This is a genomic window from Dolichospermum sp. UHCC 0352 (assembly GCF_009711925.1).
In the GTDB taxonomy this organism is placed as follows: domain Bacteria; phylum Cyanobacteriota; class Cyanobacteriia; order Cyanobacteriales; family Nostocaceae; genus Dolichospermum; species Dolichospermum lemmermannii.
Genome location: NZ_VIKY01000142.1, coordinates 13,188 through 34,665 on the forward strand (window position 1 = coordinate 13,188; position 21,478 = coordinate 34,665).

Here is a 21,478-nt window from a genome sequence, read left to right on the forward strand (position 1 = left end):
GGACATAATTGCTGCAATTATGTCACTTTTGCCTATTAACTTAAATATAAATAGATCCCTAAATTATTTAATAATTTAGATATATGTATTAGCTCTTATGAGCATAAATTATATGAGATATGCAATTTATTTTACATAACTACCTAATCAGATGGTGGGTTACGCTTTTGCTAACCCACCCTACGTATATTTGAAGATTTCAACAAGACGATTAATTTAATTGCAACTTAAGAATCCATTTCCGCTAATTCTAACCAACGTTCTGTGGACAAATCAATATTTTTCTTGAGAGTTTCCACCTGTTCATAAAGTTTTTGCACTTGGCTATAATTTCCAGCCACAGTTGTTAATTTCTTTTCTGCTGCTGTTTTTTCTGTTTCTAATTTGGCAATTTTCTGTTCTAATTCCTCAAATTCCCGTCTTTCCCAATTGGATAACCTCCGGGCTTTTTTAGTCTCTGCAACTGGAGATACAACCTTTGATTCTACAATTACAGTTTTTGACGGTTCTTGTTTTTCTGCTTCTTCAGCTTTTTTATAATCTAAATAGATGGAATAATTACCCGGATATTGACGTAAACCTCCACCTTCTTCTAAGGCAAAAATTCTGTCTACTGTCCGATCTAAAAAGTAACGATCATGAGAAACTACAATCACACAACCATTAAAATCTTCTAAATAGTCTTCTAATACCGCTAATGTTTGCACATCTAAATCATTAGTCGGTTCATCCAAAATCAACACATTGGGCGCACTAATGAGAATACGTAATAAAAATAAACGGCGTTTTTCTCCACCAGAAAGTTTATTAATGGGTGCATATTGTTGATTTCCTGGAAACAAAAATCTCTCTAACATTTGGGAAGCAGTGATTTTCGTCCCGTCGGATATTTGAATAAATTCCCCTTCTTCCTTAATGTAATCAATCACTCGTTGATTATCATCTACAGCCGTCAACAATTCTTCTGAATGTTGGTTAAAATAACCAATATGAATTGTAGTCCCAATTTCCACACTACCGGAATCTGGTTTAATTTTGGCAGTCATAATATCCATTAAAGTAGATTTTCCTGCACCATTACCACCAATAATGCCAATCCGATCTTCTGGACTAAATTGATATGTAAAATCTTTAATTAGAGTTCTACCATTGTAGCCTTTACTAACATCTTTGAGTTCAATAACCTTCTTACCAATCCGCCTACCAACGGTAGAAATATCAACCTTACCATTAATTTCTTTAAACTCAGTATCTCGCAAAGCATGAGCGCGTTCAATTCGGGCTTTTTGTTTGGTACTTCTAGCTTTTGGGCCTTTCTTTAACCATTCTAATTCGCGGCGTAAAAGACCTTGATGTTTCCGTTGAGTGCTAACAGCAGATTCTTCAGCTAAGGCCTTTTTTTCTAGATAATAGGAATAATTACCTGTATAATTGTAAATATCACCTCGATCAATTTCGATAATTCTATTAGTAACTTTATCTAAAAAATAACGATCATGAGTAATTAATAAAAGTGCGCCGCGATAGCGATTTAAATAACTTTGTAACCATTCTACAGACAAAGCATCAAGATGGTTTGTTGGTTCATCCATTAACAATAAATCAGGTTCTGATATCAAGGCTGCTGCTAAAGCAATTCGTTTGCGATATCCCCCTGATAATGTGCCAACTTTCACATCAAAATCAACAATTCCTAACTTTGTTAAAATGATTTTGGCGTTAGTTTCTACTTCCCATGCACCAGTTGCATCCATGCGCTCCATCACAGTAGAAAGACGAGACATTAACTGACTATCATCGGGATAATGTGCCAATTTATCAGATAATTCTTCATACTCTTTGACGAGGTTCATTTGTTCACCACTATCAGCGAATACCTGTTCTAAAACAGTGTGATTTTCGTCCATATCGGGCTGTTGAGGCAAGTAAACAATTTTTGCCCCAGAATTAACTAAGATTTGCCCACTATCAATTGATTCTAGTCTAGCAATCATTTTTAATAAAGTTGATTTACCAGAACCATTAGTGCCGATTAAACCAACTTTATCATTAGTATCAAGGCTGAAATTAGCATCTTTTAAAAGTTCTTTAATTCCAAAATCTTTCTTAACTGATTGTAAGGTAACAATGCTCATATTATGCGGTAATTAGTGATTAAGAATGAGGTGGGCATTGCCCACCTCAAAGATGATTGTAAACGAAATTCTAGACAAATAAATCGAGGGGTAAATGTCCATACATCTCGTTAACTCCTCCCTCTTGATAAGACTGGCAAGATACTAACACTCCCCGATGATGCCCAGCATAGGAATCGAGATAACACAAGCCATTTTTGCCATTTAACTTGATGTAAACTGGGCCTTCTGGTTGTGGTAAATCAATTGGTGCTTGATAACCCAAAGCGCGAGAATAGGTTTTCATGGCTAAAATTCCCTCTGCGGCTGTATCAGCACAAATACCTAAGATTTGATAATCGGTAAGACTGGTGAGAAAAATTAATGCCTCACGAGTGGGAACTTTTTCGGACGGTTTAAGAATGGGGGCAATATCCAGACAGTTAAATTTGTTGAGTATTTTCTTGGCTTCTGGGAGTGAGAGTTGCTGATGATTGGGAGTAGACATAATATTGATTTGTCTAGTTTTTACGTCTGGTTCTGGTTTTGGGAGGGAGATTTGCTCAACATTACTGGCATTTTTGCACAAAATCAAGATTGATATGGCATATTCCCTAAGTTTTAGGAGGAATATTTGCTGTTTTGGTAGTCTTCACTGAAAATTAGCACATCTGGTTTATTGATACGGTTATTATACCCTGCTGTTTGCTGCGGGGAATAATTATTTTAGCGACAATATTTTCTAATATAATTCCCAAAAGTGAAGTTTGCCAAATTACAAGTTACCAATTTTTCAAAATTATCTCTTCTGTTCCTAAAGGAAGATAACTGTATCTATTGCTTCAATATTGATCACAAATCAACTCAATTATGTGGTAGTATTAACTGCAAGTAATTATCAATTAATGTGGCTATGCCATTTAAATCTATCCGATTATCCAAAAGGCGTAAACATTCTGTTCGTCCCCTCCAGCGGCTATTTAAATATGGACATCAGTATACTAAACAAATTCGACTGGCCATTGGTGCTTCTATCCTCAATAAAGTTTTTGACTTAGCACCCCCTGTATTAATTGGGATTGCGGTGGATGTGGTAGTCAAGCAACAAGATTCTATCATCGCCCGATTAGGCGTAAAAGATATTTATGGGCAATTTCTGATTTTATCCTTGTTGACGGTGATTACTTGGGTGTTGGAGTCATTGTTTGAATATGTCTATAAGTTACTATGGCGCAATTTGGGACAGAATATTCAGCATAATTTACGACTGGACGCATATAAACATTTACAAGAATTAGAATTAGCTTATTTTGAAGAACGCAGTACCGGTGGTTTAATGTCTATTTTGAGTGATGATGTTAACCAATTAGAGCGGTTTCTGGATGTGGGTGCAAATGACATTATTCAAGTAACTACTACTATTATTATTGTTGGGGCTGCGTTTTTTATTTTAGCTCCTAGTGTAGCTGGGATGGCAATTTTGCCCATGCCATTTATTCTCTTTGGTTCGATAATTTGCCAGAAATTTCTTGCACCTCGTTATGCAGAAGTTCGGGAAAAAGTCGGTTTATTAAATGGGAGATTATCTAATAATTTGAGTGGAATTACCACTATTAAAAGTTTTACAGCAGAAGCTTATGAAGCGGCGCGGGTAGAATCTGAAAGTAATGCTTATCGTCAAAGTAATGCGAAAGCGATCGCTTTATCTGCGGGGTATATTCCGATTATTCGGATGTTCATTTTAATCGCTTTTACCATCTTGCTATTATTTGGCGGTATGGCAGCGGTAGAGGGAAGATTGGCTGTAGGTACTTATAGTTCTTTGGTGTTTTTAGTTCAGCTTTTGCTGTGGCCATTAACCAGATTAGGTGATACTTTTGATTTATATCAAAGGGCAATGGCTTCTACTAATCGAGTGATGGATTTGTTAGATACTCCCATGGCAATTCATACCGGAAATATTGATTTACCTGTAGATATGATTCGGGGGGCTTTGGAATTTCAAAATGTGAGTTTTGCTTATCAAAATAGAAATCCAATTATTCACAATTTATCTTTGGAAATTCCCGCAGGAAATACAATTGCAATTGTGGGTTCGACAGGTTCAGGAAAAAGCACTTTGGTTAAACTCTTACTGCGATTTTATGAGGTGCAAAGTGGTAAAATTACTTTGGATGGAATTGATTTACAACAATTAAATTTGCGAGATCTACGCCGGGCTATTGGTTTGGTTAGTCAGGATGTGTTTTTATTTCATGGTACAGTGGGAGAAAATATTGCCTATGGGACTTTTACCGCTACCGATGAAGATATTATCATGGCGGCGAAAATAGCCGAAGCTCATGATTTTATTATGAGTTTGCCCCAAGGTTATGAGACAATTGTGGGAGAACGGGGGCAAAAGTTATCTGGGGGACAAAGACAACGAATTGCGATCGCTCGCGCAGTATTAAAAGATCCACCAATTTTGATCTTAGATGAAGCTACCTCAGCGGTAGACAATGAAACAGAAGCTGCTATTCAACGTTCTTTAGAACGGATTACGGTCAATCGTACCACAATAGCGATCGCTCACCGTCTTTCCACCATTCGTAATGCTGATTGTATTTATGTCATGGAACATGGCAAATTAGTCGAAGCCGGAACTCATGAACAACTACTAGAGAAAAATGGCATTTACACCAGTTTATGGCGTGTGCAATCTGGGTTAAAATAGCAAAAATAAAATTACAAATTAATCATCATGTTTAGTATTCCTCAACCCGAAACAGCAGAGAACAAATGGCGCGGACAATTAGATAGATTTGTCAAAAACAATCAGTTAGAACTAGCCGCACTTTTTTGGGGATTGTGGTTAGAAAATGGTAATCGTCAGGGAACTATTGGGATTGATTTACAACCAACTCCCCATTTTGTCTATTGTCCCCAAACCGAAATAGAGAAGTTAAATGAGCGAGTTGAAAATCGTCTCCAAGAAATCTTAGGAATTATTGATAATAACCAACCCGAAACAGAAGTAGTGATGATTGGAATTGGGAAAGGGGAAATTAAGTTAATTCAATTTGCCCCCAAATCATCACCAGAAACTTGTTTTCAAGAAGTGGGAAAAGATATAGATGGATTATTAGATTTACTAGAACAGCGATTAATTGAGCAAATCAGGGATTAATAAAGCCATTGATTTTGCTATACTAGATACTGAAAAACGGAATTTTCAATTTAAAAGTGATGAAATTATGATTCGCCATTTTTCTATCTCTGCCCAAAATCCCCAACACGCGGCCGAAGTTCTCGCAGAAGTGATGAATGGAAAAGTATTTCCCTTTCGTCCACATCCAGGTAGTTACATGATGCTATCTCTCGATGAACACGGAACTGGAATTGAAGTTTATCCATTAAAAATTGTATTGCAACCTGGTGAAGAAGAACAGGGTTGTCAGTTTAAAGAAACTTCTCAACCTAGCAACTTTACAGCCACCCATGCAGCTATTTCTGTTAATTCTACACAGGAACAAATAGAAGCAATTGCTCAGAGAGAAGGCTGGAGAGTTATTCGTTGTAGTCGTGCTTTCTTTGATGTGATGGAGTTTTGGGTAGAAAATAGGATAATGATAGAATTCTTAACCCCAGAAATGTCCAATCAATATTTAACACTTATGCAGCCAGAAAATTTACAAAAAGTATTTGCTGGTTAAATTTATAAAAGACTCAAATTCCGAAGTTAAGTAGAGTTGAAAATCAATTTTGAGAATGTGCTACACCTTTTATCACTACATCATTAGACAAAGATGGTAATAACTTGGTTTAATTAAGAAAAAGAGGTATCACCAAAAAGATGATGATTTTGGCTCAAAGCTTAACTATTGATTCGGTTTTAGTAAACAACTGTATCCAGTTCACAACCTGGGGATTTTCCTCCCTCCTACTCGCAGAAATTGTCAGAGATGCTTATCATGCTTTGTGTCATCAGATAACATGGTTAGCGAAATGGCACAATAAACATCATGCTGTATATCGGCGGGATTTGACTTTAACTTCCCAAAAAGCCTACGTAGATTCCCAGTTGTATCACGATATTGTCGAATCGGGCATATTAGTAGTTATTTTAACAATAATTGCCTTACTAGCTCATCAATGGGGATTATGGTTAGGAGTTGCTTATGCAGTCACGTTTTTATACGGTGCATCTCTGCGATATTTTCAAGGAACAATAGACACAGACTACAATCATTTACCCGGACCCTTAGACAAAATTCCCTCCGTCTTGTGGGTAAATAGAACCTATCATTGGCGACATCATTTTGATGATGTTAATGCTTACTATAGTGGTGTTTTTCCCCTAGTGGATAAAATACTAGGAACAGGACTTTCTCTCAAAGGTAAAACCGTAGCCTTAACAGGTGCTTCCGGTGCATTAGGACAAGCATTAGCAGCGGAATTATTAAAGCATAATGCCAAAGTTGTGGCATTAACAACTAATCCTGAAAAAATCGCAATTCAAGAGCGGGTCAAAATTGTAAAATGGGAATTGGGTAATGAAACTCAACTAAAAGAAAGTTTAAATAAAGTTGATATTCTCATTATCAATCATGGCATAAATGTTTATGGCGATCGCACTTCAGCCGCCATTCACAATTCCTATCAAGTTAACACCTTTTCTGCTTTGGAACTGATAGATGTCTTTTCTGCAACTGTCACAGGACCCCAAGACAAAGCCACCAAAGAAATTTGGGTAAATACTTCAGAAGCGGAAGTTTCCCCAGCTTTAAGCCCCTTGTATGAACTGAGCAAAAGAGCATTAGGGGATATTGTCACCCTCAAAAGATTAGATCAAACTTGTGTCATTCGCAAATTAATTTTAGGGCCATTCAAAAGTCAACTAAACCCCTATGGTGTGATGTCAGCAAATCAAGTTGCCAAGGGGATTGTATTTTTTGCAAAACGGGATTTTAGAAATATTATTGTCACAGTAAATCCTTTGACTTATATCCTATTTCCCCTCAAAGAATTTAGTACCTGGTTGTACTATCGGATTTTTAGTAAAGGGGTAAAAAGCAAATAATTATCAAGATAACGTTGCTAAATAAAATCTAACAGTCTCCTTTCTCTCCACCTCTGCGTCCTCTGTGCCTCTGTGGTTCGTATCAAATAAGATGACTGATGATTTGTGAAAATGCCATTAGCAACGTTATCCATGATATTGGGAAAAAATAAATATGAAACTAAATATTTAGACATTATGGGTATTGATTCCGTACAAACATCCATGTTAAGCTATGTAGTAACAAGTAACATCTAGTTTATACATTTTGCATCTCACCTTGATTAATCAGGAGTATCAAAAATGCCAGTAGGTTTGCCTGAATTCGTGGAAAACCCGGAAAATCGTTGTCCGGTAATTCTCTTGCTTGATACTTCTGGCTCAATGTCAGGACAACCTATCCAGGAGTTAAATAGAGGTTTGGCGGCTTTCAAAGAAGATGTAATGAAAGATGCTCAAGCTTCTTTAAGTGTAGAAGTTGCTATTGTCACCTTTGGACCTGTGAAACTGACGCAAGATTTTGTCACTATAGACCATTTTACACCGCCTAAGCTAGAAACAGATGGTGTGACACCAATGGGAGAAGCCATAGAATACGCTTTGGATTTATTGGAAACCCGCAAACAGTCTTATAAGGATAACGGTGTTCTCTACTATCGTCCTTGGGTATTTTTAATTACTGATGGTGCGCCTACAGATGCTTGGGAGGGTGCAGCGCAAAGGGTGAGGGAAGAAGAAGCACAGCGCCGAATGTTGTTTTTTACTGTTGGTGTTGAGGGTGCAGATATGAACAAACTTAAACAAATTGCACCTCCAGAACGTCCTCCAGTGACGCTGAATGGCTTAGATTTTCGCGCTTTGTTTGTTTGGCTTTCCACTTCCATGAAACGGGTTTCTAGTGGCAAAGTAGGGGAAGCTGTAGCATTACCGCCGGTAGGATGGGGTCAAATTACAACATAATCTGAATAGAAACCAGATCCCCGACTTCTAACATAAGTTAATAATTTATTGACATGATTAAAGAAGAAGTCGGGGATCTTAAATTAGATTTTGAGTAGAAACCAGATCCCCGACTTCTAACATAAGTTAATAATTTATTGACATGATTAAAAAAGAAGTCGGGGATCTTAAATTAGATTTTGAGGATTTATTTATTGTGGGTTGGAAAGCTATAGCGCGTTCTGCTGTGGGAACGAGTCATCAAGAGCAAAAAATACCTTGTCAAGACTGCGGACTTTATCGCATTTTTAATGATGTGATTGTGGGTGCAGTTGCTGATGGTGCTGGGAGTGCTAAATATTCTCATTTTGGTTCTGAATTGGCGGTAGAAACTGTAATTAAATGCTTTGCTGATATTAATGAACTTCCTGATAAACAAGGTTTTTCTCAACCACTTTCGGAAATGGAAGCTAAGGAAGTTTTTACTAAGTTTGTCAAGGATGTTATTACTGCGTTAAACAAAAAAGCAGATAATAATGATTATTCTGTTCATGATTTAGCTTGTACTCTTTTAGTTTTTATAGCGACTTCTGAATTGGTTGCAGCCATGCAAATTGGGGATGGATTTATGGTGGTGCGTTCCCAAGATGCAGAATATAAATTATTGTTTGAACCAGATAAGGGGGAATTTTTCAACGAAACAACTTTTGTGACTTCAGCTAATGCGCTGGAGGAAATGCAGGTACAGGTGATTTTAGGAAAGCAAGAGTTTATTTGTGCTTCTACTGATGGATTAGAAAAAGTAGCGATTCGCTTGAGTGACTGGAAACCTCATCCGCCATTCTTTAAACCTTTGGAGGAATATTTGCGAGAAACAGATAAACCAGAAGATGATGAAAAATATGTAATTGATTTTCTCAATTCCGAAAGGTTAAATTCTCGTACTGATGATGATAAAACTTTGCTTTTGTGTCTCTTTGAAAAAGAGATTTAGAAATTGTAGGTTGGGTTGAAGAATGAAACCCAACATTTTCAATATTTATGAGATTTTGTTGGGTTATGCCTTCGGCACGCTCCGCGAACGCAAAGCCTCAACCCAACCTACGATTTTAGGATTTTAGAAATATATTTCAACCCATCTAATTAAAATTATATGACAGTTTTTACCTGTGCCATTACGGGAAAATCAATTACTCTGTTGGGTGAAGAGATTGCTAATAGTGGTGAAGCCAAAATTTGGCGAACTAATCAAAATGGTTATTTAGCTAAAATTTACCATTCTCCAACTCCTGAACGGGTGCAGAAGTTAGCGGTAATGATAGCAAATCCACCCACAGAACCAAATTCCCATCTTCATCATGTTTCTTTTGCTTGGCCTAAGTCGGCCTTGAAAAATGCTCAGGGGGATTGTGTCGGCTTTTTGATGCCAGAAATTAAGGATGGAAAAGAACTTATTGATGTTTATAATCCCCAGCGTCGAAAGCAGTTAAAACTTGAGATTGATTGGCGGTTTCTGCACACAACGGCGCTGAATATTGTTTCAATTATTGAAGCATTGCACGCTGCTGGTTATGTTTTGGGAGATATTAAACCACAAAATATTTTAGTTAATAATCGGGCTTTACCTTCAATTATTGATACAGATTCTTTTCAGGTGATAAATCCGAAAAATGGTAAGGTTTATAATTGTTTAGTTGGTTCTGAGGGATATACTCCACCGGAACTGATTGGAAAAGATTTTGCTAGTATTGAGCAAACGGAAGTACATGATAGATTCCGGTTAGGAGTAATTATCTATCAATTATTATTTGGTGGTAATAATCCTTTTCAGGGAAAGTGGACAGGTGCGGGGGAAATTCCAGATATAAATGAACTTATCTGTCAGGGTTTATGGGTTAATGGGTCAACTAATTTAATTGCAGCAGTAGCAAGAACAATTCCCCTGGAGATTGTTCATCCAGAGGTTCAGCAATGTTTTCTGAGATGCTTTAATGATGGGCATAAAAATCCTAATTTCCGCCCTACGGCTAGGAAGTGGTTGGAGGCGTTAAAGGTAGGGAATGATAGGCTAACTATTTGCGGCAGGGTAGATAATCATTACTATAGCCGAACTTATGGTAAATGCTATTGGTGCGATCGCTCTACAAATCTTGGTGTTGATATTTTTCCTGGTGTTGTTAAAGCAAACTCATCTGTTGTTGAGGAATCAACATCACAGCCGCAAGTTATTAGCAATAAATTCATAGAAAACCTCCTACAAACTCTCCCTGCTCATTCTGACTCGGTTTGGTCAGTAGCATACAGCCCCGATGGTCAAACTCTGGCTAGTGGGAGTGATGACAACACTATCAAACTGTGGAATGTAAAAACAGGAAACCTCCTACAAACCCTCACTGGTCATTCTAACTCGGTTTTATCAGTAGCATACAGCCCCGATGGTCAAACTCTGGCTAGTGGGAGTGGTGACAACACTATCAAACTGTGGGGTGTAAAAACGGGAAACCTCCTACAAACCCTCACTGGTCATTCTTACTCGGTTTGGTCAGTAACATACAGCCCCGATGGTCAAACTCTGGCTAGTGGGAGTATAGACAAGACTATCAAACTGTGGAGTGTAAAAACGGGAAACCTCCTACAAACCCTTCCTGGTCATTCTAGCTGGGTTAGGTCAGTAGTATACAGCCCCGATGGTCAAACTCTGGCTAGTGGGAGTAGTGACAAGACTATCAAACTGTGGAGTGTAAAAACGGGAAACCTCCTACAAACCCTCACTGGTCATTCTAGCCCGGTTTGTCCAGTAACATACAGCCCCGATGGTCAAACTCTGGCTAGTGGGAGTGGTGACAAGACTATCAAACTGTGGGGTGTAAAAACGGGAAACCTCCTACAAACCCTCCCACTCCCTGGTTATTCTAACTCGGTTTATTCAGTAGCATACAGCCCCGATGGTCAAACTCTGGCTAGTGGGAGTAGTGACAACACTATCAAACTGTGGGATGTAAAAACGGGAAACCTCTTACAAACCCTCACTGGTCATTCTGACACGGTTATTTCAGTAGCATACAGCCCCGATGGTCAAACTCTGGCTAGTGGGAGTGGTGACGACACTATCAAGATATGGCGGTTAAAGTAGTCATTGATAGGGTTTTATTAGCAATGGTCTATTTTTTCATCCTGTAAATCCTTAAATCCTGGACATCCTGATTCTGACAATTTTGCTAACCTATTTCCTCACCATAAATCTATGAATCATAAAGTTTTTTATCTTGATGGTAAAAAAATCAATAGCAAACAAACATTTTTAAAACAAGCTGCTGAAGCAATGGAATTTCCTGCATACTTCGGCGCTAACTGGGATGCTTTTGATGAATGTATCACCGACTTAAGATGGTGTCCGGCTCAAAGATATGTGATATCATAAGATCATGCTGATATCTTTGCTCAAGCTGAACCGATACAGTACCAAATAGCATTGGATATTTTCAATTCAGCCAAAGAATACTGGGAAGCTAATAATATTCCTCTCAAGTTTTTAGTTATTAACAAATAGGTAAAATTACATTTTCACTATTTGAATATTTTTTGTTGTGGTTGTCAGAATCAGGATGTACGGTTACTGAGCGAAGTCGAAGTACAGGATTTAAGGATGTACAGGATTTGATTGACTTTTTACCTGATGAAGATAAATGTAATATTCCATCATTCCCAATAGTCGGTTTAAACCGACTTTAGCTTTTAGACAGGGAATTAATTCCCTGGCTTCCTTGGAGATTGTTTATTGTGGTTGTCAGAATCAGGATAACCAGGATTTAAGGATGTACAGGATTGTTATTTATAGATTTTCTGTGAATATTTAATGATGATATTTATTGAATAATAAACATATATTCTCTCTCGTACAAAAACCATAAGTGATCAAAAACATCCTGTTAATCCTCTAATCCTGGGTATCCTGATTCAGACAAATAACATCCTGTGAATCCTTAAATCCTGGATATCCTGATTACGACATTAAACTTTTAACAAATTTATGTTAGAATAATTAACTAAGCACCATTAGGAGATTTTCCAATTATGCAAGTAACGATTGATTTACCAGATAAATTAACAACAAAAATCATAAATCAATGGGGTAATTTACCACAAAAAATCCTGAATAATCTTGTATTAGAAGCCTTTCGAGAAAGATTAATTGATTTTGATGAACTAAAAGATTTACTAAACTTTCCTTCTGACACTGAACTCAAAAAATTTTTAATCCAAAATAATATTCTCCATTCCGCAGGTTTACTTAATTTATATGGTGCTTGTGCTGATATTGATTTTGCAACGGATGATGATTTAATTGAGGTTATTAATGAAAAATGATTCTTTAATTTATTTACTAGATACGAATGTTTGTATCATGTATCTCAAGGGTAAATCTCTCAGCATTAATCATCATCTTGATAATTTAGAACCTGAAAAAATTGCGGTTTGTTCTGTAGTCAAAGCTGAATTATTTTATGGTTCTATGCGTAGTAATAATCCTCAAAAAGCTATAGCTGTACAAAAAATATTCATAGAACAATTTGTTTCTTTATCTTTTGATGATGAATGTGCAGAAAATTATGGCAAAATTCGCGCTGATTTAGCAAATTCTGGAACTCCTATTAGTTCAAATGATATACAAATTGCTTCTATTGCTTTAGTGAATAATCTAATTTTAGTTACTCACAATGTCAGGGAATTTAAACGAGTTAAAGGGTTACAAATTGAAGATTGGGAAATTGTCTGATAGTGTAGCACAAGCTATATAAAGTTACCTTTTCACTATTTGGAGATGACATTTTTATTTTTTATCATCCTGTTAATCCTCTAATCCTGGGTATCCTGATTCAGACATTTTTAACTAATACTCCAATCTTCCAAACGCAAATTAGGCACTTTTTCAAAATCTTTAAAATTACGAGTTACTAAAATCCCCTTGACTGATAATGTAATTGCAGCAATGCGTAAATCTTGAGTACCAACGCGGATTTTTTGCTTAACTAATTCAGTGTAAATATTACCCGCAGCTTCGCTAAATTCCAGTAAATTCACACTTTGTAAAAAATCTAAATTATTCTGAAAATTTGCATAAGCTAATACTAATTTATCCGATGATGAGGCATTTCTAATAACATTAAACCTACCACGCAATTGTTCTTCAGCAGTAATTATAGTTATGGCAATTTCTTCAAATTTGACACTATTAACACACTGTACAATCAATGGATTTCTGTGTTGAAAGAGAGAAACATGATCTGTATCAAGTATCCATAAGCTCATTTGCTATTCTCCTGGGTTTCAATTTGTTGATAATATTCCTCCATTTCTGCATCTAATTCACGACGATATTCTTCTATATATTCCAGCACTTCATCAAATTGCGGATCATCTTGGAACATTCCTGCAAATCTCATCCAAGGATGTTCTGTTTTAGCTGGTTCAATTTCTAAAGTTACTATTTCTGGTTTTCGGGCTTGAACAAGTTGAATCAGATTATTTAATGCTTCCTCTTTAGTCGCACCAAAACCTTGACATTCTGGTAAACTTAATAATGTCGCTTTCACAGTACCATCTGCTTGATTTTCAATCAACACATCATAAGTTAACTTGGGTGCAATTGTGGAAAGAGCATTTTTAACAGCTAAAATCATGATATTTTTACTCTTCTAACTCTGAATTGATCATAACATAATACTTAAAAATAGTTAAAATTATCTTCTAGATGATGTTAAGATTTATAGAATTTTATTAGCGATCGTCCATTTTATATTTTATTATCCTGTTAATCCTTTAATCGGTGGACATCCTGATTCTGACAAAAAATATCCTGTTAATCCTTTAATCGGTGAGTATTATCTCGACTATGGCTTACGCCACGCAGGCTATCGCTCGATAACCACCTGATTCTGACATTTTTTATATATTCAGTTAAAATAATCATAAAATACATTTTCATCGTTTAAATCTCCACCCATGCAATTAATTCTCTACAGCAAACCTGGTTGTCATCTTTGTGAAGGCTTACAGGAAAAACTAGCACAAATCAAAAATCTCAGTTTCCAGCTAGAAATTCGAGATATTACCACCCGTGAAGATTGGTTTGCAGCATATCAATACGAAATCCCGGTACTGCATTTAGTCACCAGGGACGGCACAGAAAAACTGATACCCCGTCCTTCTCCCCGTCTCAGTATCGAACGTTTAGAAAAAATGTTAGGTCAATATGTCTCCCAATAGATGACAAAATGATGCAGAATAAGCGCAAGACAAGCTTGTGGCGAGGTTCACCAGATGAAATTACGGGAATTATTAGCGACTGTAGATGGGATTAATTCTGTAAATATACCAGATATTGATATTCAGGGACTTAAAACTAATTCCCATGCTTGCACGGTGGGAGATTTGTTTATCGGAATGCCAGGAACTAGAGTAGACGGTGGAGAGTTTTGGACAGGTGCTTTAGCTGCTGGTGCTGTAGCGGCGATTATTTCTTCGGAAGCAATGCAGAAAAATCCGCCTACAGCTAACTCTGTAGTCATGAGTGCCGATAATATGACTAAAGCCTGCGCTCAAATAGCCGCAGCTTTTTATGGTTATCCTGGACAAAAACTGAAAATGGTGGGTGTGACGGGGACAAATGGTAAAACTACCACCACTCACCTGATTGAATATTTTCTAACTCACGCTAATTTACCGACGGCGTTAATAGGCACACTTTACACCCGCTGGCCTGGTTTTGAGGAAACCGCTGTGAATACTACTCCTTTTGCAGTAGATTTGCAGCAACAATTAGCTAAAGCCATGAATGCTGGTTGTGAAACTGGGGTAATGGAAGTTAGTTCTCATGCTTTGCACCAGGGTAGGGTTTTGAATTGTGCTTTTGAAGTGGGGGTATTTACCAACCTTACCCAAGACCATTTGGACTATCACAAGGATATGGAGGACTATTTTGCCGCGAAAGCGTTGTTATTTAGTCCTAATTATCTCCACGGACGGGCAATTATCAACGCTGATGATGCTTATGGTAAACGGATAATTGCATCCTTGAGTCCAGAACAGGTTTGGAGTTATAGCGTTAATGATAGTACCGCTGATTTTTGGATGAGTGATTTAAATTATCAACCAAATGGTGTGAGCGGAATTTTACATACTCCCCAAGGAAATGTAGATTTTAGTTGTCCTTTAGTTGGTCAATATAACTTAGAAAATCTTTTAGCTGCTGTGGGTGCGGTTGTCCATGTGGGTTTAGATTTGCAATTGGTAGCAAATGCCATTCCTGGGTTTCCCGGCGTTCCTGGCCGCATGGAACGGGTGCAAATTCATCCACAGCAAGATATTAGCGTGATTGTAGATTATGCCCATACTCCCGATAGTTTGGAGAACTTACTGAAAGCTGCCCGGCCGTTTATTCCTGGTAAAATGATTTGTGTGTTTGGTTGTGGAGGAGACCGCGATCGCACTAAACGTCCAAAAATGGGTAAAATAGCGGCTGAACTCGCAGATTTAGCAGTAGTGACATCAGACAACCCCCGTACAGAAAACCCAGAAAAGATATTACAGGACGTATTAGCAGGTATTCCTGATATAGTACAACCAATGGTAATGGTTGTGAGCGATCGCGCTACCGCAATTCGGACGGCTATTTTACAGGCTCAACCTGGAGACGGTGTATTATTAGCCGGGAAGGGTCACGAAGACTATCAAATTCTAGGTACTGAAAAAATTCATTTTGACGACAGAGAACAAGCACGGGAAGCTTTACAGCAAAGAATAAATAGCCAAAATTAATTAACCCATCTTCAAGGGGTGGGGTTTCCCCGCCCTTGTTTCGCACCAAGTTGTAAAAAATCTATTTTACACTTCAATACTATTGCCAAAATAAGAGCCTTGATAATTTTTGGCAAAAACGGCAAAAATAATCATATATAAGCGTTTCGATGAAAAGGTAGTTTAGAATCTAAAACCCTTATCCTACCGTCAATACATTTAAAAAATCCTTGTCGGAAACCTTTAAGGAATTTTTAGGGGTGATTGTTTTTGCCAAGCAAGAGCGAGGAACGGGAGTTCATGGTTAAAGCATTATCATCTCACCCTCGTAATTTGACTAAGGTATTGACACTTGATGACCGACTTCCAAAGGTAAGAAAATTGTTAATACTTCCCCATTTTGAGGACGTTGACGCACAATCAACTTTCCACCAATTGCTTGAAATAAATGCTTAGTTGCTGCCATATTTAAACTAATTGCCCCTGTTTCCGGCTGAAACATTAATAATTGACCTAAAGATTTACGAATTGGTGGTGTTGTTGTATAGCCTTTATCTTGACAATCAAACTGAGGAGATAATTGCAATTTTAGCTGATCACCAGCAGTCATTACTTGCACCTGAATACAACTACCAGCAGGTAAACTGCGAGTAAAATTCTCTATTAAACCAGTAAGTACCCGGTCTAACATCGCCGGATTACTAACCACCGTGGGGAATTGCTTCGGTAAAACCACATTTAAAGTTAAATTACGCCGAGTTGCTGCTTGTTGCCAACGGGGAATACTTTGCAGTAAAATATCCTCTAAACACATTGGGGTCAAGTGTGAATTAGCCAATTTTAAAGGTTGTGATAAATTCTCTAATTCTGCTGCTTTAAATAATAACTCCATTCGGTCAATTTGTTCAGTACATTCATGATCAATAACTTCTAAACGACTGATCACATTCCCCGGCAAATCCTGCCGTTTTAATAGTAACCGTGTCATCATCCGAATAGTTGTCAATGGAGTACGAACTTCATGGGCAAAGGCTTGGAGTAATTCTATGTCAGAACGAGATGGAGATTTTGGCTGTGGAGTTGGTGAATGAAAATGTGATGAAGTATGTGTAACTGGATTATTTTCTGTAATTGTTAATTCTTGAAGTAATAACTGACTAAATTGAATTATAGTGTGATAATCTGGTGCAACCAAAGGATAGTTTTGTACCTGAATATCTAAATCAGCAAACAATTCTGGATTAGTTAAAACTACCCTAGCACCTAAAGATTGCCAAGCTTTTTTGACTATTTCCGGTTCAAAGGAAAACAAAAACTCTTTTTTACCATTTTGATGTTCCCCCAAAACCAAAACTAATCTAAATTTATCTGTAAACACCAAACAAAACTGTTCCGCACCCAAAGGATCAGCCGGTAATAAAGGTAAGATAGATTCTTGAAAAGTAGTATGATCGGAAGTATTTGTTTCTATATTATTTATATTCCGCGCCATTTCTGATGGCATAATGAATGGCATCAACGCCAAAGGGTTAAAAGGTCTGGCTGTAAAAGTTACCGTTTGCAACCGTTGTGTTAGTTGGGGGTGACTAAATAAAGGTGCAGGTGCGGCTAATACCAAACCTGGAGTAGTATCAGGTGAAGTTGCAGCTAAAGTTTTCAACAGCAAGTTTTCCGTGGCTGCGAGACTGACACGCCATTGCTGTTCTGCTTTAGCCGAGGAACACTCAGCAAGATGAGATTGATTTTCAGATAAAACTTCCTTGAGACTTGGCAAAATCCATTCGTACACAGGTTTTCACCTCTTGATTGCTTCAGCAGCTAATGGTGGTTATATTTAGACATTTGCAAACTATATCTACGAGATTATCGTCATTAGTGTGAAGATAGAAAGTGGTATAACCGAACAATTCAGGTGCAATATCCTCTCTTTGTCAGTTGTCAGTTGTCGGTTGTCAGTTGTCATTGGGAAGAAATATTCCCCCACTTCCTCCACTTCCTCCACTTCCCCCACTTCCTCCACTTCCTCCACTTCCTCCACTTCCCCAATCCCCAGTCCCCAATTATCAATCCCAAAAAAGATGCGGCTGAGTCTCTATGATAGAGAATATAGAGATAGTGGCTATCAGTGAGCATCAAACCGTCAATATTCTATAGCCATGAGTACAATTAAATTGGCTCTTTTCAATAAAAGCGTTTTAATTTAGTTATTGGAAAGTTGTCATATTGTCAGTTATTCAGGTATTTGGTTTATGACTTTTGGGTGTAGCAATTTAATTCTTTTTTAAGATTTGCTCCTGGGCATCACTCACAGTAAAATCCATCACTTCAAGTATTCAATTTTGGAAATCAACATGAAAAAGCTCATTCCTTTTCTCGTTAGTAGCGTTTTATTAGCTGGTATGGTTGGTTGTCAAGAAGCACCAAAAACAGGTTCAGAAACTACTGGTACTACCAGTGAAACTCCTGCTGTACCAGCCAAACCCGCTTCTGATACGACGCGAATTATAGATAATTCTACTGCAACTCCTACTGCAACTCCTACTGCAACTTCTACTGCAACTCCTTCTGCAACTTCTACATCTACAACCGACTTAAAAACAGAAATTAGCAAAAAACTAAAAGCCAGTTTACCTGAGAATAAGTTGGAAGTAGTCAACAAAAATGGGGCAATTATCCTTAAAGGAACAGCAACTTCTCAGCAAGAAATTACACAAGCTGAAACTTTAATCAAGGAAGTAGCTGGTGTGAAAAGTGTCAAAGTAGAAGCTGAAGTGAAGACAGAGAAAAAACTTTAGTCATTCTATTTTATCCCATTGGGATAGTGAATTGGTTTTGCAATCATCTATTTTTCAAATGGGTATAACTTGAGATTAAAATCTATCAGGGCTTACTTTAGTTAGTAAGTCCTGTTTTTGGGTATTTTCTACCCATTTCTTCATCACTAATTACCCATTAAAAATATGTACGATAATAGTTGTGTAATTCCCATTATTAAATCTCCCAAAGATTATCAAGCATACCGAATTAGTCCCTGTGACTCTAACCGATTAGCAATTATCTTTGATTCTGCCAGTGCGAATACAGCGGGCAAGATGCCCGCACTACAAGAGTTTCATAATTCATGTTTTTTTGCTCTCTTTTTTATAATTGTGAAAAAAGATTTTGCCAATCAATTATAGTTGGTCTATCTCCTTGATTGACTATTTCAAAAACTTTGTTAATAGAATTTTGATAAAATAAACTTTCTACACAAGTTGCAGCTACATCAATTCGGCTAGTATCACCGGAAATTGTATCTCCTTTTCCAAAAATGACGTTTAATTTACCTTCACTTGTGGCTTTGAGTAGGGTATTGAGATCATAGGATGTATAAGAGGATGTTTGAAAACTTTCTCGTGTGGGATCTGACACCCGCAGATCCCCCTAAATCCCCCTTAAAAAGGGGGACTTTGAGGAATTTAGCCCCCCTTTGTAAGGGGGGTTGGGGGGATCTCGATTAATTCTGATACTTTTCAAACATCCTCTAAGGGCCATCGGTTAAACGTCCGGGACGAATGATAGTATAAGGGATTCCCGAATTAATAATGGCTTGTTCTCCTTTTTCTTTAGCATCAAGTACACCAAAAAGATTCAAAATATTAAAAGGAAATTGATGTTTACGGAGAATTCCGCAGGAAGAAACAAACACGAAGCGGTTTAAGTTTTTTGGTGCTGCGGAGATCAGATTAATTACACCTTGAGTATCAACTTTAGTCGGGGTATTTTTCGCTTTGTCTTCTAGAAATTGGGGATTAAATGCAGTTATTACCAATTCGATTATATTGGGGGTTTGATTAAATTCCCATCTTGCAGAGGGAAAAGCGGTAGTTCCTGTACAACAAATAATGGCGGTAATATTTGCCATTGCTGCTGTCAATGTGCTGGGTTTACAGATATCACCAATTGCAATTTCTACTTTGTTATTAAACATTTTTGCGGCTTTTGTGCCGCTGATACCTGTTACATCTTGATCCCTTACTAGTTTAAAATCTTGGAGATGATAATCATTGAGTGAGTTTTCCCCAAATACTAATTTTCTCCCTCGTTGATTTTGCAGTTGTTGAAAAGATGGTAGAGATGCATTGGTGGCATAACTGGAATGTGGTAAAATTCTAGCAATCGCTACTTGTCCATCTGGTAAAATAAAACCACCACCTATAATCTGCTGCAATGGTTTTGCTTCAGGTTCAATTAACCAAAATGTTTGCTGATTTGGTTGCATAAGCATATTTTTCTGCTTTTTATATCTGGATAAATTAGAAGTATTATATGATATGCGTTAAGATTTAAATCAGTAATATCTAGAGACTTAAAATTTATGGTTAAGAAAATTCGCCGAGTTTCCAAAGTTATCCACAAGTCACGCGATAAAGAATTTTTTCACCAAGCAGGAACTCCACCAGGAACAATCATTGTTGATGAAAATGCTGAACAACCAATTATTTTTCTGATTGACTATAACCAAACTCAACTGATTCAGAAACAAATAAGTTATCCAGAAGAATGTCTTAATTATTTGGATACAGAATCCGTTTCTTGGGTAGATGTTCAAGGTTTAGGTAGTAAAGATATTTTGCATCGTTTAGGTCAAACTTTTGATTTACATACTCTAATTTTAGAAGATATTGTCAACATGGTAGAACGACCAAAAATCGAGGATTATGAAGAGCAATTAGTGATTATTGCCCACATGGTTGTACCTAATCATAATAATGGCGGTTTTTATAGTGAACAAGTGAGTTTAGTTTTAGGTAAATATTATGTTTTGACAGTGCAAGAAGAACCAGAACATGATTGTTTTGATGGGGTGAGAATGAGAATTAATAAGAATAAAGGTATTATCCGCAGACAAGGTAGTGATTACTTGGCTTATTCTTTATTAGACGCAATTATTGATGGATTTTTCCCAGTTTTAGAACTGTATGGGGAAAGAATTGATGATTTAGAGGAGGAAGTAATCGTTAATCCTAGTCAACAAACATTGCAAAAAATATATCAAATTCGGCGGGAATTATTACAACTACGTCGTGCAATTTGGCCACAAAGAGATGCAATTAATTCTTTAATTAGAGATGGTAGTGAATTAATTAGTGATGATGTGAGAATTTATCTAAGAGACTGTTATGATCATGCAGTCCAAGTGATGGATATAGTGGAAACTTATCGAGAATTAGTAGCTGGTTTAATGGATGTTTATTTATCAGCAATTAGCAATAAAATGAATGAAATCATGAAACTGCTGACGGTGGTTTCTTCTATTTTTATTCCTTTGACTTTTATTGCTGGGGTATATGGGATGAATTTCAATACCGAAAAATCACCCCACAATATGCCGGAATTAAATTGGTATTGGGGCTACCCGCTATGTTTAGGAGTAATGGCGTTAGTGGCAATCAGTTTACTATACTTTTTTTGGCGACGGGGTTGGTTGACTAATTCTGTTAATTTTCAAAAAGATATTCATCGCTAAATTCGATAAAATAGAGACGCTTGATTAAACATCTCTAAGTGGTGAATGCAATTAAATAACAGGGGCTGCTGTAAATAT

General features: G+C 37.1%; 20 protein-coding genes and 3 pseudogenes. 16 read left to right on the plus strand and 7 right to left on the minus strand.

The genetic code is table 11. From position 1 onward, the window contains the following. Positions 1 to 227 precede the first annotated feature (227 nt). Together FJR06_RS09765 and FJR06_RS09770 are read right to left on the minus strand one after the other, a co-directional pair. Positions 228 to 2,135: an ABC-F family ATP-binding cassette domain-containing protein gene (locus FJR06_RS09765; RefSeq protein ID WP_168651325.1), complete on the minus strand. Its 1,908-nt coding sequence runs from the start codon at positions 2,133 to 2,135 to the stop codon at positions 228 to 230. A 70-nt stretch (positions 2,136 to 2,205) separates the two neighbouring features. Beyond that, positions 2,206 to 2,622: a DUF1824 family protein gene (locus tag FJR06_RS09770; protein WP_168651326.1), complete on the minus strand. Its 417-nt coding sequence runs from the start codon at positions 2,620 to 2,622 to the stop codon at positions 2,206 to 2,208. A gap of 405 nt (positions 2,623 to 3,027) precedes the next feature. On the opposite strand from FJR06_RS09770, the gene FJR06_RS09775 reads away from it, so the two are divergent. From FJR06_RS09775 to FJR06_RS09820, 10 genes are all read left to right on the plus strand, one after another. Continuing rightward, entirely contained in the window at positions 3,028 to 4,830 is a 1,803-nt protein-coding gene (locus tag FJR06_RS09775; protein WP_174782885.1) for an ABC transporter ATP-binding protein, read from the plus strand. A gap of 27 nt (positions 4,831 to 4,857) precedes the next feature. After that, on the plus strand, positions 4,858 to 5,283 hold the full coding sequence (locus tag FJR06_RS09780) for a hypothetical protein (protein ID WP_168651327.1): 426 nt from the start codon (positions 4,858 to 4,860) through the stop codon (positions 5,281 to 5,283). A gap of 67 nt (positions 5,284 to 5,350) precedes the next feature. After that, positions 5,351 to 5,809 carry a hypothetical protein gene (locus FJR06_RS09785; RefSeq protein WP_168651349.1) on the plus strand — a complete coding sequence of 153 codons (459 nt, stop codon included), beginning with the start codon at positions 5,351 to 5,353 and terminating at the stop codon, positions 5,807 to 5,809. A 143-nt stretch (positions 5,810 to 5,952) separates the two neighbouring features. After that, positions 5,953 to 7,176, plus strand: a complete 1,224-nt coding sequence (locus FJR06_RS09790) for a bifunctional sterol desaturase/short chain dehydrogenase (protein ID WP_168651350.1) — start codon at positions 5,953 to 5,955, stop codon at positions 7,174 to 7,176. Between the two features lie 282 nt (positions 7,177 to 7,458). Beyond that, positions 7,459 to 8,115, plus strand: a complete 657-nt coding sequence (locus tag FJR06_RS09795) for a VWA domain-containing protein (protein WP_168651328.1) — start codon at positions 7,459 to 7,461, stop codon at positions 8,113 to 8,115. Positions 8,116 to 8,311: 196 nt separating this feature from the next. Further along, the gene (locus FJR06_RS09800; protein ID WP_168651351.1) at positions 8,312 to 9,088 is read left to right on the plus strand and encodes a PP2C family serine/threonine-protein phosphatase; all 777 of its coding nucleotides are present in this window, start codon (positions 8,312 to 8,314) and stop codon (positions 9,086 to 9,088) included. A gap of 159 nt (positions 9,089 to 9,247) precedes the next feature. Then, entirely contained in the window at positions 9,248 to 11,227 is a 1,980-nt protein-coding gene (locus FJR06_RS09805) for a hypothetical protein (protein WP_168651329.1), read from the plus strand. 111 nt (positions 11,228 to 11,338) lie between these two features. Continuing rightward, the gene (locus tag FJR06_RS09810; RefSeq protein ID WP_168651330.1) at positions 11,339 to 11,515 is read left to right on the plus strand and encodes a barstar family protein; all 177 of its coding nucleotides are present in this window, start codon (positions 11,339 to 11,341) and stop codon (positions 11,513 to 11,515) included. A gap of 653 nt (positions 11,516 to 12,168) precedes the next feature. Further along, on the plus strand, positions 12,169 to 12,462 hold the full coding sequence (locus FJR06_RS09815) for a hypothetical protein (protein ID WP_148762326.1): 294 nt from the start codon (positions 12,169 to 12,171) through the stop codon (positions 12,460 to 12,462). Next, positions 12,452 to 12,871 carry a type II toxin-antitoxin system VapC family toxin gene (locus FJR06_RS09820; protein ID WP_168651331.1) on the plus strand — a complete coding sequence of 140 codons (420 nt, stop codon included), beginning with the start codon at positions 12,452 to 12,454 and terminating at the stop codon, positions 12,869 to 12,871. The genes FJR06_RS09815 and FJR06_RS09820 overlap by 11 nt, the downstream gene beginning before the upstream one ends. Before the next feature lie 110 nt (positions 12,872 to 12,981). Here FJR06_RS09820 and FJR06_RS09825 read toward each other — a convergent pair whose 3' ends face one another. After that, positions 12,982 to 13,404: a type II toxin-antitoxin system VapC family toxin gene (locus FJR06_RS09825; protein ID WP_168651332.1), complete on the minus strand. Its 423-nt coding sequence runs from the start codon at positions 13,402 to 13,404 to the stop codon at positions 12,982 to 12,984. Then, on the minus strand, positions 13,401 to 13,775 hold the full coding sequence (locus FJR06_RS09830) for a type II toxin-antitoxin system HicB family antitoxin (RefSeq protein WP_168651333.1): 375 nt from the start codon (positions 13,773 to 13,775) through the stop codon (positions 13,401 to 13,403). Before FJR06_RS09830 ends, FJR06_RS09825 begins: the two co-directional genes overlap by 4 nt. 322 nt (positions 13,776 to 14,097) lie before the next feature. Between FJR06_RS09830 and FJR06_RS09835 the strand changes: the two genes are divergently transcribed. Both FJR06_RS09835 and FJR06_RS09840 read left to right on the plus strand, forming a co-directional pair. Further along, entirely contained in the window at positions 14,098 to 14,361 is a 264-nt protein-coding gene (locus FJR06_RS09835) for a glutaredoxin family protein (RefSeq protein WP_015083559.1), read from the plus strand. 54 nt (positions 14,362 to 14,415) lie between these two features. Continuing rightward, a complete protein-coding gene (locus FJR06_RS09840) occupies positions 14,416 to 15,912 on the plus strand; it encodes a UDP-N-acetylmuramoyl-L-alanyl-D-glutamate--2,6-diaminopimelate ligase (RefSeq protein WP_168651334.1) in 1,497 nt (498 codons plus the stop codon). 316 nt (positions 15,913 to 16,228) lie between these two features. Here FJR06_RS09840 and FJR06_RS09845 read toward each other — a convergent pair whose 3' ends face one another. Continuing rightward, positions 16,229 to 17,680, minus strand: coding sequence for a HAMP domain-containing sensor histidine kinase (locus tag FJR06_RS09845; RefSeq protein WP_168651335.1), 1,452 nt, complete (start codon positions 17,678 to 17,680; stop codon positions 16,229 to 16,231). Between the two features lie 123 nt (positions 17,681 to 17,803). On the opposite strand from FJR06_RS09845, the gene FJR06_RS09850 reads away from it, so the two are divergent. The 3 genes and pseudogenes from FJR06_RS09850 to FJR06_RS24330 form a co-directional block, all read left to right on the plus strand. After that, entirely contained in the window at positions 17,804 to 17,989 is a 186-nt protein-coding gene (locus tag FJR06_RS09850; RefSeq protein ID WP_168651336.1) for a hypothetical protein, read from the plus strand. 253 nt (positions 17,990 to 18,242) lie between these two features. After that, positions 18,243 to 18,686: a BON domain-containing protein gene (locus FJR06_RS09855; RefSeq protein ID WP_015083556.1), complete on the plus strand. Its 444-nt coding sequence runs from the start codon at positions 18,243 to 18,245 to the stop codon at positions 18,684 to 18,686. 165 nt (positions 18,687 to 18,851) lie between these two features. Further along, a pseudogene (locus tag FJR06_RS24330) lies at positions 18,852 to 18,977 on the plus strand (cupin domain-containing protein); the annotation flags it as partial. 55 nt (positions 18,978 to 19,032) lie between these two features. Here the strand turns inward: FJR06_RS24330 and FJR06_RS09865 are convergent. Further along, positions 19,033 to 19,263, minus strand: a pseudogene (locus FJR06_RS09865) (SDR family NAD(P)-dependent oxidoreductase); the annotation flags it as partial. 154 nt (positions 19,264 to 19,417) lie between these two features. Then, a pseudogene (locus FJR06_RS09870) lies at positions 19,418 to 19,873 on the minus strand (NAD(P)H-binding protein); the annotation flags it as partial. A gap of 375 nt (positions 19,874 to 20,248) precedes the next feature. Between FJR06_RS09870 and corA the strand changes: the two are divergent. Beyond that, positions 20,249 to 21,400: a magnesium/cobalt transporter CorA gene (gene corA / locus FJR06_RS09875; protein WP_015083555.1), complete on the plus strand. Its 1,152-nt coding sequence runs from the start codon at positions 20,249 to 20,251 to the stop codon at positions 21,398 to 21,400. The last annotated feature ends 78 nt before the right edge of the window (positions 21,401 to 21,478 follow it).